This is a genomic window from Bacillus sp. ISL-45 (genome assembly GCF_018613195.1).
In the GTDB taxonomy this organism is placed as follows: Bacteria; Bacillota; Bacilli; order Bacillales; family Cytobacillaceae; genus Mesobacillus.
In genome coordinates this window covers 34,402-48,977 of sequence record NZ_JAGGQQ010000003.1, presented here as the reverse complement: position 1 = coordinate 48,977, position 14,576 = coordinate 34,402, and the positions used below count along the sequence as shown (strand labels likewise).

19 protein-coding genes are annotated in these 14,576 nt (G+C 42.5%); 14 read left to right on the top strand and 5 right to left on the bottom strand.

Annotation, left to right across the window (positions count from 1 at the left end; genetic code table 11):
- Positions 1-29 precede the first annotated feature (29 nt).
- Positions 30-488, top strand: a complete 459-nt coding sequence (locus J7E35_RS02055) for a CotO family spore coat protein (protein ID WP_214776556.1) — start codon at positions 30-32, stop codon at positions 486-488.
- 48 nt (positions 489-536) lie between these two features.
- Here J7E35_RS02055 and J7E35_RS02050 read toward each other — a convergent pair whose 3' ends face one another.
- Complete coding sequence (locus J7E35_RS02050) at positions 537-1,058, bottom strand: CotY/CotZ family spore coat protein (RefSeq protein ID WP_214776555.1); 522 nt, start codon at positions 1,056-1,058, stop codon at positions 537-539.
- Positions 1,059-1,259: 201 nt separating this feature from the next.
- Here J7E35_RS02050 and J7E35_RS02045 point away from each other — a divergent pair, with 201 nt between their 5' ends.
- The 9 genes from J7E35_RS02045 (at position 1,260) to spoVIF (ending at position 5,859) form a co-directional block, all read left to right on the top strand.
- Positions 1,260-1,604 carry a DUF1360 domain-containing protein gene (locus J7E35_RS02045; RefSeq protein ID WP_214776554.1) on the top strand — a complete coding sequence of 115 codons (345 nt, stop codon included), beginning with the start codon at positions 1,260-1,262 and terminating at the stop codon, positions 1,602-1,604.
- 106 nt (positions 1,605-1,710) lie between these two features.
- Entirely contained in the window at positions 1,711-1,833 is a 123-nt protein-coding gene (locus tag J7E35_RS23435) for a hypothetical protein (protein WP_285290340.1), read from the top strand.
- A gap of 293 nt (positions 1,834-2,126) precedes the next feature.
- On the top strand, positions 2,127-2,615 hold the full coding sequence (locus J7E35_RS02040) for a YhcN/YlaJ family sporulation lipoprotein (protein WP_251009683.1): 489 nt from the start codon (positions 2,127-2,129) through the stop codon (positions 2,613-2,615).
- A gap of 15 nt (positions 2,616-2,630) precedes the next feature.
- Positions 2,631-3,110: a stage V sporulation protein AC gene (spoVAC, locus tag J7E35_RS02035; protein WP_214776553.1), complete on the top strand. Its 480-nt coding sequence runs from the start codon at positions 2,631-2,633 to the stop codon at positions 3,108-3,110.
- Positions 3,111-4,124 (top strand): stage V sporulation protein AD, encoded by a 1,014-nt coding sequence (gene spoVAD, locus J7E35_RS02030; RefSeq protein WP_214776552.1) that lies wholly within the window; start codon positions 3,111-3,113, stop codon positions 4,122-4,124. It abuts the gene before it with no gap.
- Between the two features lie 15 nt (positions 4,125-4,139).
- Positions 4,140-4,496: a stage V sporulation protein AE gene (gene spoVAE / locus J7E35_RS02025; RefSeq protein ID WP_214776551.1), complete on the top strand. Its 357-nt coding sequence runs from the start codon at positions 4,140-4,142 to the stop codon at positions 4,494-4,496.
- Between the two features lie 23 nt (positions 4,497-4,519).
- Positions 4,520-5,236 (top strand): DUF421 domain-containing protein, encoded by a 717-nt coding sequence (locus J7E35_RS02020; protein WP_214776550.1) that lies wholly within the window; start codon positions 4,520-4,522, stop codon positions 5,234-5,236.
- Between the two features lie 94 nt (positions 5,237-5,330).
- Positions 5,331-5,468, top strand: a complete 138-nt coding sequence (locus J7E35_RS02015; protein WP_214776549.1) for a YjcZ family sporulation protein — start codon at positions 5,331-5,333, stop codon at positions 5,466-5,468.
- A 136-nt stretch (positions 5,469-5,604) separates the two neighbouring features.
- Positions 5,605-5,859 carry a sporulation-specific transcription regulator SpoVIF gene (gene spoVIF / locus J7E35_RS02010; protein ID WP_023615234.1) on the top strand — a complete coding sequence of 85 codons (255 nt, stop codon included), beginning with the start codon at positions 5,605-5,607 and terminating at the stop codon, positions 5,857-5,859.
- Positions 5,860-5,887: 28 nt separating this feature from the next.
- Here spoVIF and J7E35_RS02005 read toward each other — a convergent pair whose 3' ends face one another.
- The gene (locus J7E35_RS02005; protein WP_214776548.1) at positions 5,888-8,206 is read right to left on the bottom strand and encodes an ATP-dependent helicase; all 2,319 of its coding nucleotides are present in this window, start codon (positions 8,204-8,206) and stop codon (positions 5,888-5,890) included.
- A 222-nt stretch (positions 8,207-8,428) separates the two neighbouring features.
- Here J7E35_RS02005 and J7E35_RS02000 point away from each other — a divergent pair, with 222 nt between their 5' ends.
- Positions 8,429-8,761 (top strand): hypothetical protein, encoded by a 333-nt coding sequence (locus J7E35_RS02000; RefSeq protein WP_214776547.1) that lies wholly within the window; start codon positions 8,429-8,431, stop codon positions 8,759-8,761.
- A 144-nt stretch (positions 8,762-8,905) separates the two neighbouring features.
- On the opposite strand, the gene J7E35_RS01995 is transcribed toward J7E35_RS02000, so the two are convergent.
- From J7E35_RS01995 to J7E35_RS01985, 3 genes are all read right to left on the bottom strand, one after another.
- Positions 8,906-9,331: a GNAT family N-acetyltransferase gene (locus J7E35_RS01995; protein ID WP_214776546.1), complete on the bottom strand. Its 426-nt coding sequence runs from the start codon at positions 9,329-9,331 to the stop codon at positions 8,906-8,908.
- 6 nt (positions 9,332-9,337) lie between these two features.
- The gene (locus J7E35_RS01990) at positions 9,338-9,847 is read right to left on the bottom strand and encodes a YjcG family protein (protein ID WP_214776545.1); all 510 of its coding nucleotides are present in this window, start codon (positions 9,845-9,847) and stop codon (positions 9,338-9,340) included.
- Between the two features lie 116 nt (positions 9,848-9,963).
- The gene (locus J7E35_RS01985; RefSeq protein ID WP_214776544.1) at positions 9,964-10,689 is read right to left on the bottom strand and encodes an alpha/beta hydrolase; all 726 of its coding nucleotides are present in this window, start codon (positions 10,687-10,689) and stop codon (positions 9,964-9,966) included.
- Positions 10,690-10,892: 203 nt separating this feature from the next.
- On the opposite strand from J7E35_RS01985, the gene J7E35_RS01980 reads away from it, so the two are divergent.
- The 3 genes from J7E35_RS01980 (at position 10,893) to J7E35_RS01970 (ending at position 14,564) form a co-directional block, all read left to right on the top strand.
- Entirely contained in the window at positions 10,893-11,891 is a 999-nt protein-coding gene (locus tag J7E35_RS01980; protein ID WP_214776543.1) for a TAXI family TRAP transporter solute-binding subunit, read from the top strand.
- 146 nt (positions 11,892-12,037) lie between these two features.
- The gene (locus tag J7E35_RS01975; RefSeq protein WP_251040712.1) at positions 12,038-12,619 is read left to right on the top strand and encodes a DUF1850 domain-containing protein; all 582 of its coding nucleotides are present in this window, start codon (positions 12,038-12,040) and stop codon (positions 12,617-12,619) included.
- Positions 12,620-12,623: 4 nt separating this feature from the next.
- The gene (locus J7E35_RS01970) at positions 12,624-14,564 is read left to right on the top strand and encodes a TRAP transporter permease (protein WP_214776708.1); all 1,941 of its coding nucleotides are present in this window, start codon (positions 12,624-12,626) and stop codon (positions 14,562-14,564) included.
- Positions 14,565-14,576 lie beyond the last annotated feature (12 nt).

Genomic DNA, 14,576 nt, shown 5'->3' with positions numbered 1-14,576 from the left:
TAAAAAGACTGAAGTAACGGAGGTGCTGTATGGGAAGGAAAAGAAGTCGTAAGCAAACGCCCTTGTTTTACATTAATCAACCAAACATAGAGTTCCCGAAACTCGATATGCAAAAGAATTTTATCTATAAAACTAATGAGGCTGATACGGAGCCGGAATTGCTTGATAACAACAAAACCGAAGATGATGCCGAGATGGTGGAACAGGAAGAAGTGGAAGAAGAAACAAATGAAAGTGAACAGGTGGGCGATAAAAAGAAAAAGACATTCCAGGAGTATACTCTGGAAGAAAAGATTAAGCATTTAAACCTCGTCCCCGCTACAGTAGCGAAGGTTAAATATGAGTTTATTACGCTTGAAAGATCCTATAAGGGATATTTTACGGGGATGAAAGGAAGAACTTTGCTCATCCATTCTGTGAGTCCAAGGAGGAAAAACGTTAATCTCCTAGTGGAGGATATTGTAGATATAAAAAGAATCGGACTGTAAAAATAGGCTTACCAATTTAAGGTAAGCCTGTTCTTACACACTTTCATGTTAGTCACTGCCAGGAAGGCTTGAAAGCGGCAAACCCTCTACAGGGTCTAAGCAAGTGACAGCACAGAAGCAATCGAGGTCGACAGTGATGCAGATACCAGTTCTGAAGAATTCATTTCTTGAACCGCCAGTTTGAATTTGGCGGCAAGGATCATCAAAGCCTTGGCCCTCATCGCCACGTGTAACCAGTAATTCAACTTTAGCGCAGCAGTCGTTGTCTACTGAAATTACCCGGAAGAAGAATGACCTAAAGCAATCCAATCTTTGTGGACCTCCGCCATTTGGTCGGACACGAGCTCCAAACCCTTCGAATGGTACACAATCACCGCAGTATAAAATAATTGGAATTGTATCTAAACCGTTGGTCGGAGTTTGCACGCCAGCCAGCAATTCTCTTATAGATCTATCGCAACTGACATCGCAATCATCGTCAACATCTACTTGATCCTGAGCGTCCGCTATTGCTCTTAGTACTTCACATACGCAATTGTCGCCATCATGCTTTTTACCTTTGCAACCCATAAAATATTCATCTCCTTTTAGTTGATATGACCTATTGTCCTTAATAGAATATGAATCGCCCTCCTAATGGTGTGGGTGTTTGTCTAATTTTTCAGCATCTTTCCTGAAAAAATAAGGTCAGGAGCGGACATGCTAAAGACCGCTCATAGGTATTTGCCATGTAGAAGCTGAATTGATTTGATCAAACAGGTGGTGTAAAGAATGGGAAGTTGGCTAGACTTATGCCTGCTTGTGTTTGCGAGCTTTCGATTGACCAGGCTGATTGTCTACGATAAAATCACTGAGTTCCTGCGTGCACCTTTCCATGATACGGTAGTTGAAACTTTGGAAGATGGCAGCACGGAAACATATATAGAAATCAAAGGAGATGGACTTAAATATTGGGTCGGAGAGCTGTTGAGCTGCCACTGGTGTTCCGGAATCTGGTCGTCTGTTTTCATATATGCTGCTTATGAATTGTTACCACAGCTATCCATGCCGGTCATAATAATTTTGGCGATTTCAGGAATTTCCTCGTTGGTACAGCATATTTTCATAGAAGACTGATCCTTAAGTTCTCTTAATGCTTGAAATATAGTGAGTCCGTCCAGAACCCCTTTGGATACTTGTTCATAAAGTATAATATGGACTCTTTAATGAAGGGGTTGTAATCATGGAAGAAAAACCAAAAAAGGATAGCAGCAAGGGTTCAACAGAATCTAAAAGTAGTGCAGCAACCCGCCGAGTGCGTAAAAAACGCGGCTGTGGCTGCGGTAAAAAGAAAAAGCGAGTATAGAAGCAACGTCTGCCAAAACTTTCTGGCAGGCGTTTTTTTTTGAGTTGTTTGAGCGTTAAAAAGGCATGCTATAAAGGCTGCAAAGTGCAATTGTTTCGTCATGGCCGGCTGTAATGAGAACTATAAAAACTAACTGGTACATTTTTCAGACAGTGGATTAATCTAATGCAGTTTTTCCTTAGAATAACTTTTTTACAATTACATGGAAATAAAACCCACACTAAAAAATTCATAAATTGGGTTTCAGACGTGGAAAATAATTTTATCAGATGAACCATAGGAAGGGATTAATGATGAATATGAAACAAGCTGTAAATCTTTTGGCGATAGTTATAATGCTTGGAGCTGGCACTGCTGGCTGTACTTCTTTTGGGAAAACTTCACCACAGAGCAGAGCATCCATGATTCAGTCCGTCAATCCTGATCCAGGTGCGACAAATGATCTGGATGAGAAGGATATCAAGCTTGCCAAGAAGGTTAAGAAAGATATCGCTGCACTTGATGAAATTTATGATGTCGCCGTCATTGCAGGAAAAAAAGAAATATTAGTCGCATACAAGGTTAAGCATTTAAAGCGGTTCGGCATGAAGCGGATCGAAAAAGAAATCAATAAGAAGCTGGAAAAGAATTATCCTGATGAAGATTTTATTGTTTCCAGTGACTATAAGATTTTTATTGAAGCGGTGGAGCTTCGGGAGAAAATGAAAGATCCGTCCTTTCCGGATAAGAAAGCCGAAGAGCAATTGCAGCGGATTATTTCGCTGAAAAAGGAATTAACATAAGAAAGGATGGGTGAAATGGGGGATAAAAAAAAGCAAAAGATGACACCTGAGCAGCAGCAGTATCAGGAGCTGGAACAAAAGCATGAACTAAAACGCCCAGTAGTTAAAAATTGTATCAAGGCATTTTTGGTTGGCGGATTGATTTGTACAATAGGTCAGGTAATCACCTATTTTTATATCTACTTTTTTAATTTTACAGAACAAACAGCTGGTAATCCGACTGTTGCTACGATGATTTTTCTTTCCATGCTGTTGACAGGGTTTGGTGTATATGACCATATCGGACAATTTGCAGGAGCGGGCAGTGCTGTACCGGTTACTGGCTTTGGGAATTCCGTCATCTCAGCGGCGATAGAACACCGAACTGAAGGTTTTGTCCTCGGTGTCGGCGGAAACATGTTCAAACTGGCAGGGTCAGTCATTTTATTTGGTGTCTTTGCCGCTTTTGTCGTTGCTCTGGTAAAAACTTTGTTGACGATGATGGGGGTGCTGTAAATGTTGATTGGAAAGCAATCATGGCAATTTGCTAACATGCCTGTCATTGAATCATGGGGCTCATCAGGCGGTCCTTTCGAGGCTGAGGGAAAATTGGCAGCTGATTTTGATGTCCTGCATGATGATTTGTGGATGGGAGAAGACTCATACGAAAAAGCACATAGAGTTTTACTGGAGGAGGCAATTAAGTCTGCGTTGCAGAAAGGGAATTTCAACAAAGAGGATATGCAATTTATGCTTGCAGGGGATTTAATCAACCAGATCACACCGACCAGTTTTGCGGCAAGGACGATGGAAATTCCATATTTCGGCCTCTTCGGTGCCTGCTCAACCTCAATGGAGGGCCTTGCGCTAGCATCATTTATTGTGAACTACCAGGGAGCAAAGAAGACTGTAACCGGCGCATCAAGCCACAATTCGGCGGCAGAAAAACAATTCCGCTACCCGACAGAATATGGTGGACAAAAGCCACCGACAGCACAGTGGACTGTTACCGGAGCCGGAGCGGCTGTTTTAACGGACAATCCGGAAAAGCAGGGGAAAATCGTAACCACCTCTGCGACTATTGGGAAAGTAGTGGACATGGGGATTACTGATCCCTTTAACATGGGCGGGGCAATGGCTCCTGCAGCCGCTGATACGATCATCGCCCACTTTAAAGATTTTAATCGAGAACCCTCCTATTATGACTTGGTTGTCACAGGTGATCTTGGAAGGATTGGACAGGCTACTACATACGAGCTTTTGCAGCAGTCTGGACTAGAGATTACCAAGGAACAATTTAAGGATTGCGGTTTGATGATTTATAACGATGACCAGCAGGTCCAATCTGGAGGCAGCGGAGCAGGATGCTCGGCTTCCGTCCTGTATGGCCATTTACTAAACCAGATGAATAATGGTGTCTATAAGAGAATCCTTGTTGTTGCGACAGGAGCTCTGTTATCACCGCTATCTTTCCAGCAAAATGAAACCATTCCATGTATAGCCCACGCAGTATCTATAGAAATGAATTAAAAAGGAGGAATCAAATTGCTGCCAATGTTTTTCTGGGCTTTTGTTATCGGAGGCTTGATCTGTGTATTTGGCCAATTGATGTTTGACATTGTGAAATTGACACCAGGGCACACGATGAGTCTGCTTGTGGTTATTGGGGCTGTCCTTGACGGTTTTGGGCTTTATGAACCTTTAATTGATTTTGCCGGAGCAGGTGCTACGATTCCAATTACAAGCTTTGGAAATTCACTTGTGCACGGAGCGTTGCAGGAGGCAGAGCAGCACGGTTTGGTCGGCGTCCTGACAGGGATGTTCGAAATCACGAGTTCGGGTATATCGGCTGCTGTGATCTTTGGCTTTATCGGCGCCCTTATCTTTAAGCCAAAAGGCTGATTCTGTGTCACAGGAATGATCTAATGCCGGATATTCTTAGAACCATCATAAGGTCCATCTTGCTGATTGTAGGCTTATTTATCATCACTAAGCTTCTTGGAAAAAAGCAATTGTCGAGTCTGTCATTTTTTGAATATATCGTTGGTATCACTGTGGGAGATATTGCTGGCACATTAGCGATGGACCCTGATTTGAGCTTGAGGGACGGAATTGCCAGCCTGGTTGTCTGGTCGTTCGTCCCTTTGGCGATTTCAACAATATCCTTAAGAAGCAGACTATTCCGCAAAATAGTTGAGGGGAAGTCAACAACCTTCATTGAGAAGGGCAATATTCTCGAAAAGAATATGCGAAAAGAGAAATACAGTATAGATGAACTCCTGGAACAACTCCGCAAGAAAAGTGTATTTAAAGTGGCTGATGTTGAGTTTGCTTCGCTTGATTCCAATGGAGAATTGAGTGTTTTGTTGAAGAAAGCCAAACAGCCTTTAAAGTATGAGGATTACAAAATACAAATGGAAGAAGAGACTCCCTCGGTTGCCGTTTTGATGGACGGTAATTTTATCGAGGAAAATTTAAGGCGGGTTGGTCTGGATAGAAATGCTTTAATTGCAAAAATCCATGAAAAAGGGAACAAGCCACAGGAAGTTTTTTACGCTGAAGTGGATTCTAATGGAAACCTTAAAATTGACCTATATGATGAATATTTAACAGGTCATTTCCCGGATTTTGATCATATTTAACCCACGATTTTTAAATGGGTGGGGGCTCGCCCATACGTATTCGTTAAGCCTTACATATATTGCTATTGAGTAATAAAAAGTGAGGTGAAGAAGAATGGGCTACGGTTTTGGTGGCTTTTGCGGCGGCGGCGGCTACGGCTACGGCGGTGGCGGCTATTACGGCTCCACTTTCGTATTGATCGTCGTATTGTTCATTTTGTTGATTATTGTAGGAGCAAGCTTCTACAACTAAATGTAAGTAGGAAAGCTGTTCCATTCGGGACAGCTTTTTCTTGTTAGGGGGGATTGCTGATTTTTATCAGCTCACTTTCACCTTTTTTTGCTTCCTTCATACTATAGAGTAGTTAAAGAAGGAGGCGTGATTTTATATGGATAATAATTTCTTCAAGAATATAGAAAAAAAGACTGGCGTAAATATGAATGATGTATTTGAGTTAGCGAATTCATTACAAAATGCGAATTTTAAAGATGAGCAAACAGTAAGAGGGGTTATCCGCCGTGTTTCAAAAATGGCTAACAAGCCAGTAAGTAAAGAAATGGAAGACAAGATTGTGGAATCCATTGTCAAGGATGGAAAACAGCTTGATTTTGGCCAGATCTCCAAAATGATCAATAAAAAGTAATTCTTGAATGTCAAATCAGGACCTGAGTTTAAATCCCCAGGTCCTGATTTGGCATTTTTCTTTTAATATTCGCTAAAAAGCGGGAAGGGTTAGCTTTTCTTCCGCGTCTCTTTTGTGGAACGGAAATGAACAAGTTCTTCTCTGCTCTTGTTACTGCTACATAGAGCAGCCGGCGTTCTTCTTCCAGAGGGAGCTGGTCCCCATTACGATATGCATCCAAAGCATAATCATGTGGAATGCTGCCGTCTACTGTTCCGATAATATAGACGTTTCCGTATTCAAGCCCCTTAGCGCGATGAATGGTGCTGAGGGTGATAGCATCAGTGTGATTCCTGCTGCTTCGCTTGATTTCTGTGTTCATGGCCGTCATATGGTCAGCATGCTCGAGGAATTCTCCGACGGTATTAAAATTGCGCGCAGCTACTTTTAAATCCCGGATGTCATCAGAGCCCTTTTCAAGCTGATTGCCTTCATTTCCGCGCTTTTTGATAAAGTCCTGATAGCCAAGGTCCTTCTCGACTATATCGATTGCCGCAATTGGTGATAGAGGTGACAGCGAGCGTACAATCGGAATGAGCCTCTTCAGCTTTTGTTCCTGGAAAGCGAAGCCAGTTTTTACATAGGCAAGTGCTTCAAGCATTGAACAATCGTTAAGGATACTATTCGCCTGTAAATCACGGAAAATCGACTGCTTTAAAAAGAGAGATGGCAAAATGTTTTTAATTGAATCAGGATCGTCAGGATTCATACTTAGACGCAAAAATGACAGCATTCCTTTAACCATGAAACGCTCGTAAAAGGATTCTATGTCCTGATCAAGACGGAAGGGCAGGCTGGAATTCGCGAGCCTCTCGAAGATTGCGCGGCTGGCTGCATTCGTCCTGAACAGGATGGCAAAATCGCCTGGGCGTTCACCCTGTTCAATTCGCTCTTTTATATCCGTCAGTATCATCGTTGCCTCTTCTTCTTCATCATAAGGGTGGAAGATTACCGGCGGGCACTCACCGGAAAATTGCGCCCGCATTTCTTTTTCGTGACGTATGAGATTCGCGGAAATCAAAGTGTTGGCTGTCTCTACAATCTCATGCGGCGAGCGGTAATTTTGGTTTAATATGATTAGTTTAGTATGTTTGAAGTCTGTCTTAAACTTGGACAGGTAGGCGGGATCGCTGCCTCGGAATGAATAGATTGACTGATCATCATCGCCAACAGCGCATACATTCCCATTCTTGTCAGATAGCATTTTCATGAGTTCATATTGAACTTTATTGATATCCTGAAACTCGTCGATTAAAAAATAGTGAAAACGATTTTGATAGTTCTCCAGGATTGCTGGCTTTTCCTTAAAAAGCTTATAACAGCCGAGAAGCATGTCATCAAAATCGTATAATTTTTGCTTGTCTTTAGCAGCTTCATAGTCTTTATACAGCAAAGCGACCTTTTCTTCCCATGGAGATTCCGGCTTCACTTCATTTGGCATGATCATCGTATTTTTCCATAAACCGATTTGCTGGAGAGCCAGGTCATAAGCAAACTCTTTCTCGTCAAGCTGGAGCTTTCGGCCAGCTTCCTTTAATATTTGTTCCCGCTGCCATTCTTTTTTCATCAGCTTGTCAGATGACCAATTTTCACGGTCGTGAAAACAGAGGATTCGGTAAAAGATGCTATGGAAGGTGCCAGCGATCAGCCGGTTGACCTTAGCAGGGGACATTCCCGGGTAATTGGCAATCCGTTTCTTCATCTCAGCTGCAGCCTTCGCAGTAAAGGTAACAAGCATGACAGAACCTGGATCAATGTTATTCTCTTCAATCATGAAGGCCGTTCTCGCGGTCAGTACTCTCGTCTTGCCACTCCCGGCACCTGCCAAAATCAATAATGGTCCCTCTGTAGAAACAACAGCCTTTTCCTGGTTGCCATCAAAATGGATTTCTGCTTCTCTAAGCTGTTTTAAATAGTTTAGCTTTACCCCTGGCTTAGCCGGTGGGTGCGGAGTAAATGGTGAAGGAATCTTTACTTCGCGAGAAGAAACGAACTTTTCCTCTATTTCTGCTTCAGCCGTAATGGAACGGGACTTTGGGATACGGAAGCCATTTCGTTCGATATATTCTGCTTTCTCGGACGGCTGGACTGAAAGGGAGGATTCACTTTGTCTATTGCAATCTTCCTTTGTGGAAAGATGATGGTAGAAATGTGGCTTGTCCTTGATGCCGAGGTAAAAACGGACAGGTCCTCCGCATACAGAACAGGTAAGCATTCCTTTTTTTCCATCATCATATAGCTTTTGATAGTCCTCGCGGTGATATTGATCAAGGCTTATTATCTGATGATTATACTTGGCTGTTTTCATGTTTTCCCTCATCTCCGACCAAAAATAGCACAATCTTTATCATAGCAGAATATAATTTCTAACAAAAGGTGTTTTCTGCTCGGTAAATGACTTTAGGAATTCTTTATCATGACGGATGATAGGAAAATTTTTCTCATCAGTGGTTTATTACGGTCATAAAGAGGTAAAAGGAAAAGAAGAATATAGTGAGAATATAAATAATATAACTTGGGGGATATCAAAATGGGATACATTCTTCCAGTGACAAATTATCAATATATACAATATGCCGAACGTGAAATAGGGACTGATTATGATCCATTTATGATTCAAAAAGTGAGCAGGGTCCGTAAAGAAGATCCTGTGGAAAAGGGTCAGGAACAACAAGAGCAAGCCATTGCGCCAATGCAAAAGCGGAAGGACCAGCAGCCTGTTGCACGAATGCAGCTGGCGGCCTCGGATACTAGTTTCTCTAATACGGATCGTGTTTATAAGAAAAAGGTAAATCCCTTAGTTGTCAGCAAAGCATATGCTGAATTAACGGGAAAAGGAAGGCACTACAGCGAGTCGATTTAAACTCAGCTGTTGTGCTTTTTTTGTTGTTACGGAGATGAATTTGTTGTGGATAATTAAATTTAATCAGCCAATGGGCTTTTTGCTCTTAGTTGGAAATAGGGAAAACGAAAACTCCACTCATATTAGAATGGAGTTTCACTTAATTTAAATAGATTTCTTCATCGTTTTGTGCGGAATTCCGGCATCCATGAATTCTTCTGATACCGTTTCATATCCTAGTCTGGAGTAAAATGGGATAGCATGTGTCTGTGCGTTCAATTTCAAGGTCGATATGCCCTGTGACTTGGCATACTCCTCAATTTTATTCATGACGGCGACACCAGCGCCGGTTTTGCGATTCTCTTTTAAAACGCAAATCCGTTCGACCTTGCCGATACCGTCCAATACCCGGAATCTCCCTGCGCCAGCTGCTTTTCCTTTATCATCATATAACACAAAATGGACAGAGTCGGATTCGAATTGATCGATTTCTTCTTCTTCCGGAACATTTTGCTCATGGATGAAGACTGCCTTGCGTACCTCGAATGCGTCTGCTAATTCTTGTTCGTTGTTAACAATTTTCACTTCCACGTTTGTTTATTCCTTTCCAAGACGAAATGTTTCATATACTGTCCACGAGCCATTATCAAGCTGGTAAAGCAAATGAATCCTGTCTGCAGTATCTTCAAAGCTTACATCCGTCATTTTTAATGAGCCATATACATCAGAATGTTCGTCATCTGACATTTTTTGTCCGATGGTGATATGTGGTACAAAGTTATACTCCTGATCGCCGTCAAAGGCAGACTTAAGTTCTATATGAAGTTTTTCTAATTCTTCCGGTGATTCAACCTTCAAGTAAATTACGTTATTTACGGGTTTAAAGGAACTGATTTTAGAGATTTTGATGTTGACTGGATTGAAGTTCCTGGCAATGGTATAGATTTTACTGGCAATTTCCTTGATCTCTTCCTCCGTTGCTTCAAAGGAGGATTTTAAAGTTAGATGAGGCGGGATTAACGCATAGTGAGGATCATAGCGCCTTCTCATTGAATTTGCATAATCCTGGATTTTCTTCGATGGAAAAATGACAATTCCGAATTTCATCTCCGGTACCCCCGTTTCATAAAGTGTAGTGCAGAACGATTAACTGATAAACATATAATATGATTTACCATTCATTATAACAAATTTTCAAAATATATAATATAAAGAAGCATATATTATGAAAACATATGCCTGATTGCCCTCTTAAGGTCAGGCTGCCAATGGGTCCATGTATGGTCCCCGCTGAATTCATCGTAGAAATAGCCAAAGCCTCTATCCTTGAATTTCTTTGAAAGCTCCCTGTTCGGTGTCAGGAAGTCTTTGTTTTTGGAAGAGCTCGTTTTTACTTCTGTTTCTTGGTCACCAACAGTATGGTAAATCTGCAGCAATTCTGGTTTGTCAAAGCCCTTGACAGCCGAAGCTACTTCCTCATTTACATACGGTGATTGCAGCAGTACCTTTCCAAATGTGTGTGGATACTGGAGTGCTGCAAGCAGTGAAACTGTGGCTGCGAGTGAATCGCCAATCAGTGCGCGGCCCATCCCCATTTGATAGGTAGGGTATTGTTCATCGAGGTATGGTACAAGCTCATGAGCCAGAAAACGGATATAGGCTTGATGCTGTTCACCTTTTGGATGATACTTGCGCCTTCTGTCTTCGACTGATTCATATGGTATTCCCACGATGATGACGTTTTCAATTTCCTTTTTGCCAAGGAGCTCGTCTGCAATTCTGCCGATTCGGCCCAGCTGGAAATAATCCCGGCCATCCTGAGCGATCAATAATGAATATTTATATAAGGGAGAATAGTTGGCAGGCAAGTATACCAGCATGGTCACTTCTTCTCCAAGTTCCTTGCTTTGAAGCACGATTTCTTCTATTTTACCCATTGGAAAGTCCATTCATTTACCTCCAAATCTTTCAATTGCAATATTATATTTTAACCGTCAACACGATTTTAGCATATGTATTTTCAAAAATCTTTTATGGCAATCTATTTGTATCGGATAAGAAAGATAGTATGTAAGTAACATGTTTGACAATTGTGTGAAGTCTTATGTTAAGATTAGGTTGAACAATTCTATTTCTATAAGGGGGAATTCTGATGAAAAAAAGAAAGTTTCTTTTGTTCACTGCATTGATGCTGGTTCTTTCAATGGTACTGGCTGCATGTGGCGGCGGCGGCTCTGAAGAAGAGGGCAGCGGAGAAGGTAAATCAGAAGAAAAACCAAAATACATGAGCATCCTTACTGGTGGTACGGGTGGTACATACTTCCCGTTGGGCGGATCATTTGCCAAAATCGTCTCTGACGCAACTGGGGTTAGCACAAATGCTGAAACAACAGGAGCTTCTGCAGAAAACATGCAGAGCATTAAGGATGGTAAAGGTGAAATCGCCTTCACGCAGACTGACATTGCTTCCTACGCAACAGAAGGAAAGCTGATGTTTGATGGAAACAAAATTGACAATATTAAAGCAATCGGAACATTGTATCCTGAAACAATTCAAATCGTAACTACAGCAAAATCAGGAATCAAATCAGTAGAAGATCTAAAAGGCAAAAAGGTCTCAATCGGTGCGCCAGGTTCTGGTACTGCAGCGAATGCTGAACAAATCCTGGAAGTCCACGGTCTATCACTGGATGATATCCAAAAGCAGGACTTGAGCTTTGATGAATCAGTTAATGGTATTAAAGATGGCAATATTGATGCGGCTTTCGTCACAGCTGGAACACCTACAGCGGCTGTTGAAGAGCTTTCCGCAACTGAAGATGTTGTGATTGTACCAATTGAAGCTGACAAAGCTGATGAGCTGATTGAAAAGTATCCGTACTATGCAAAAGAAGCAGTCCCTTCTGGAACATACAAACTGGATTCAGAAGTGCCTACAGTGGCAGTTCTTGCGATGCTTGTTGTAAAAGCAGACCTGTCAGAGGACCTTGTCTATGACATTACAAAGTCAATCTTTGAAAATCTTGACCAGGTAACACACGCAAAAGCTAAGCAAATCAAGCCGGAAAATGCACTGAACGGTGTGGGAATTGAAGTCCATGCAGGTGCACAGAAGTACTATGATGAAGAAGGTATCAAGGCCGCTGAGTAATTGTTTTAACATGACCGGATCGTGCCCATAGAGGGTATTATCCGGTCAATTCACCTTAACAAGAAGGCTTTTCGCAAAGAAAGGCCATATGGATTAAAACCAAGGCAGGATAGACCGAACTTCCAAACGGTCTATTTTTTACTGTATTGAAGAAAGCACTCCATCGGAGACAATGGACAGGCGAGGCTAATGATATGAAAATAAACTGGTTTAAATCAAAAATCTTCGTTCTGTTAACCCTCATCATTTTTTTAGCAATTATCTCAATCAATATCCCTTACAAGCAAGCTCTGGTTTTTCTTACACCTGAAAATAATGATATACTCTGCTATGTACCGATAAATACAGGGGAAGCCTTTAAAATAAAGTATAAGCACTCGATCCATCTGTCAGATGTGATTGAAAGCTACAACGTTACCGAAAGCCAAAGAATCAGACAGTTCGAACTGGAGTACGAAGATTTTGCGATCGGTATGCCATCTGAAGTTGCGGATGGAGAGAACTTTGAGATGAAGGATGGCAAGTACTATATTACAAATATGACCAGGGAATTTTCGCATTTTGATATGCGGCTGGGCCAGGTCCGGGCTAACCACACCCTGATTTATGAAGACATAACGTACCCCTTGTCAAAGGCGATTGAACCAGGAACAAGGGTACGGATAAAGATTGAGAAAATTAGTTTATTGAAGCAATTGGAAGGAGTGAATATCCTTGACGACAAATGAAGAAATGGTATCTCAAGAAAAACAGCAAGAGCTTCTGGAGAAATATGATCCGGAAGCCGCAACTAGAAAATTAGCAGGCAAGATGGGATGGGTTGTTTTCTTCGGGCTTCTGGCTTTCTCAGTGTTCCAGCTATACACCTCCATATTTGGTGTCCTGACTGCCCAGCTGCAGCGTTCGATCCACCTGGGATTCGCTCTGGCACTGATTTTCTTGTTATTTCCGGCAAGGAAGAAGAATCTGAAGGTGAAAAAGGTGGCATGGTATGATCTGCTATTGGCGGTGATTGCTGTTGCTGTCGGAGCCTATTGGCCAGTGATGATTGAGGAACTCGTAAACCGTGTCGGCCGTTTGACACCAACAGATTTCTACATTGGTATTGCCGCTATCCTGCTGGTCCTTGAAGCGACACGAAGGACGGTTGGCTTGCCGATCATGATTATTGCAGCCTTATTCATGGCTTATGCCCTTTTTGGACCTTATATGCCAGGGTTTTTGGCGCACAGAGGTCTTGATTTGGAATCTCTCGTCCAGACAATGTTCTTTACGACCGAGGGTATTTTAGGAACTCCATTAGGTGTTTCATCAACATTTATTTTCCTGTTCCTATTGTTCGGGGCATTCCTGGTAAAAACGGGTGTAGGTCAATATTTCAATGATCTCGCTGTTGCTGTTGCGGGCAAGAGTACTGGAGGCCCAGCTAAGGTTGCGATTTTCTCCAGCGCCCTGCAGGGAACAATCAGCGGAAGCTCAGTGGCTAATGTTGTTACATCCGGTTCTTTTACGATTCCGATGATGAAAAAGCTCGGCTACCGTAAAGAATTTGCCGGTGCTGTTGAAGCAGCGGCATCAACCGGGGGTCAGCTGATGCCTCCAATCATGGGAGCAGCAGCCTTCCTGATGGTTGAATTCATCGGTGGCGGAATCACCTATTGGGATATCGCCAAGGCTGCGACGATCCCGGCGTTATTATATTTTACTGGTATCTGGATCATGACCCACTTCGAAGCGAAGAGAATTGGGCTGCGCGGTTTATCTGATGAAGAAATGCCCGACAGAAAAGAAGTTCTTAAAAAGATTTATCTGCTTTTGCCTATCCTGATTGTTATTATCCTGATGGTGAGCGGCATGAGTATCATGCGTGCTGCTTTGTGGTCGATCCTATCTACGATTGTCGTAAGTTCTTTTAGCAAAGAGACGAGAATCGGATTTAGAGATGCGATCGATGCACTTGTCGATGGGGCGAGGACAGCTCTGGGAGTAGCGGCAGCTACAGCAGCGGCTGGTATCATTGTTGGGGTAGTTACGAAAACCGGCCTAGGGTTGAAGCTTGCAAATGGCTTGCTTGATCTTTCAGGCGGTTATTTGATACCAACTTTGATGTTGACGATGCTTGCAGCAATCGTCTTGGGTATGGGTTCGCCAACCACGGCTAACTATGTTATCACATCAACAATTGCAGCACCTGCGATCATCCTGTTGGGTGTACCAGATTTGTCTGCTCACTTATTTGTTTTCTATTTCGGTATTATTGCCGATATCACTCCTCCTGTTGCGCTTGCAGCATTCGCGGCGGCAGGTGTTTCCGGCGGAGAACCGCTGCGGACCGGTGTGAATTCGGCCAAGCTGGCAATCGCCGCTTTTATCATCCCTTATATGTTCGTGTTGTCTCCTGAACTCCTGATGATCGACACAAGCTGGACAGAATTAATTTGGGTGGTATTCACTGCCATTTCAGGTATGCTGGCGATTGGTGCTGGCATAATCGGATACTGGCTGAGGAAATTATTCTGGTGGGAAAGAGTGCTGGGAATCGTCGGAGGTATTATGCTGATCTACCCAGAAGGTATGACAGATATAATCGGTCTTGGCCTATTCATTCTCCTTGTTGCACTCCAAGTGATCATCAAGGATAAAGACTCAGTGAAACCAAAGACTGCAAACTAATCAATATAAAAG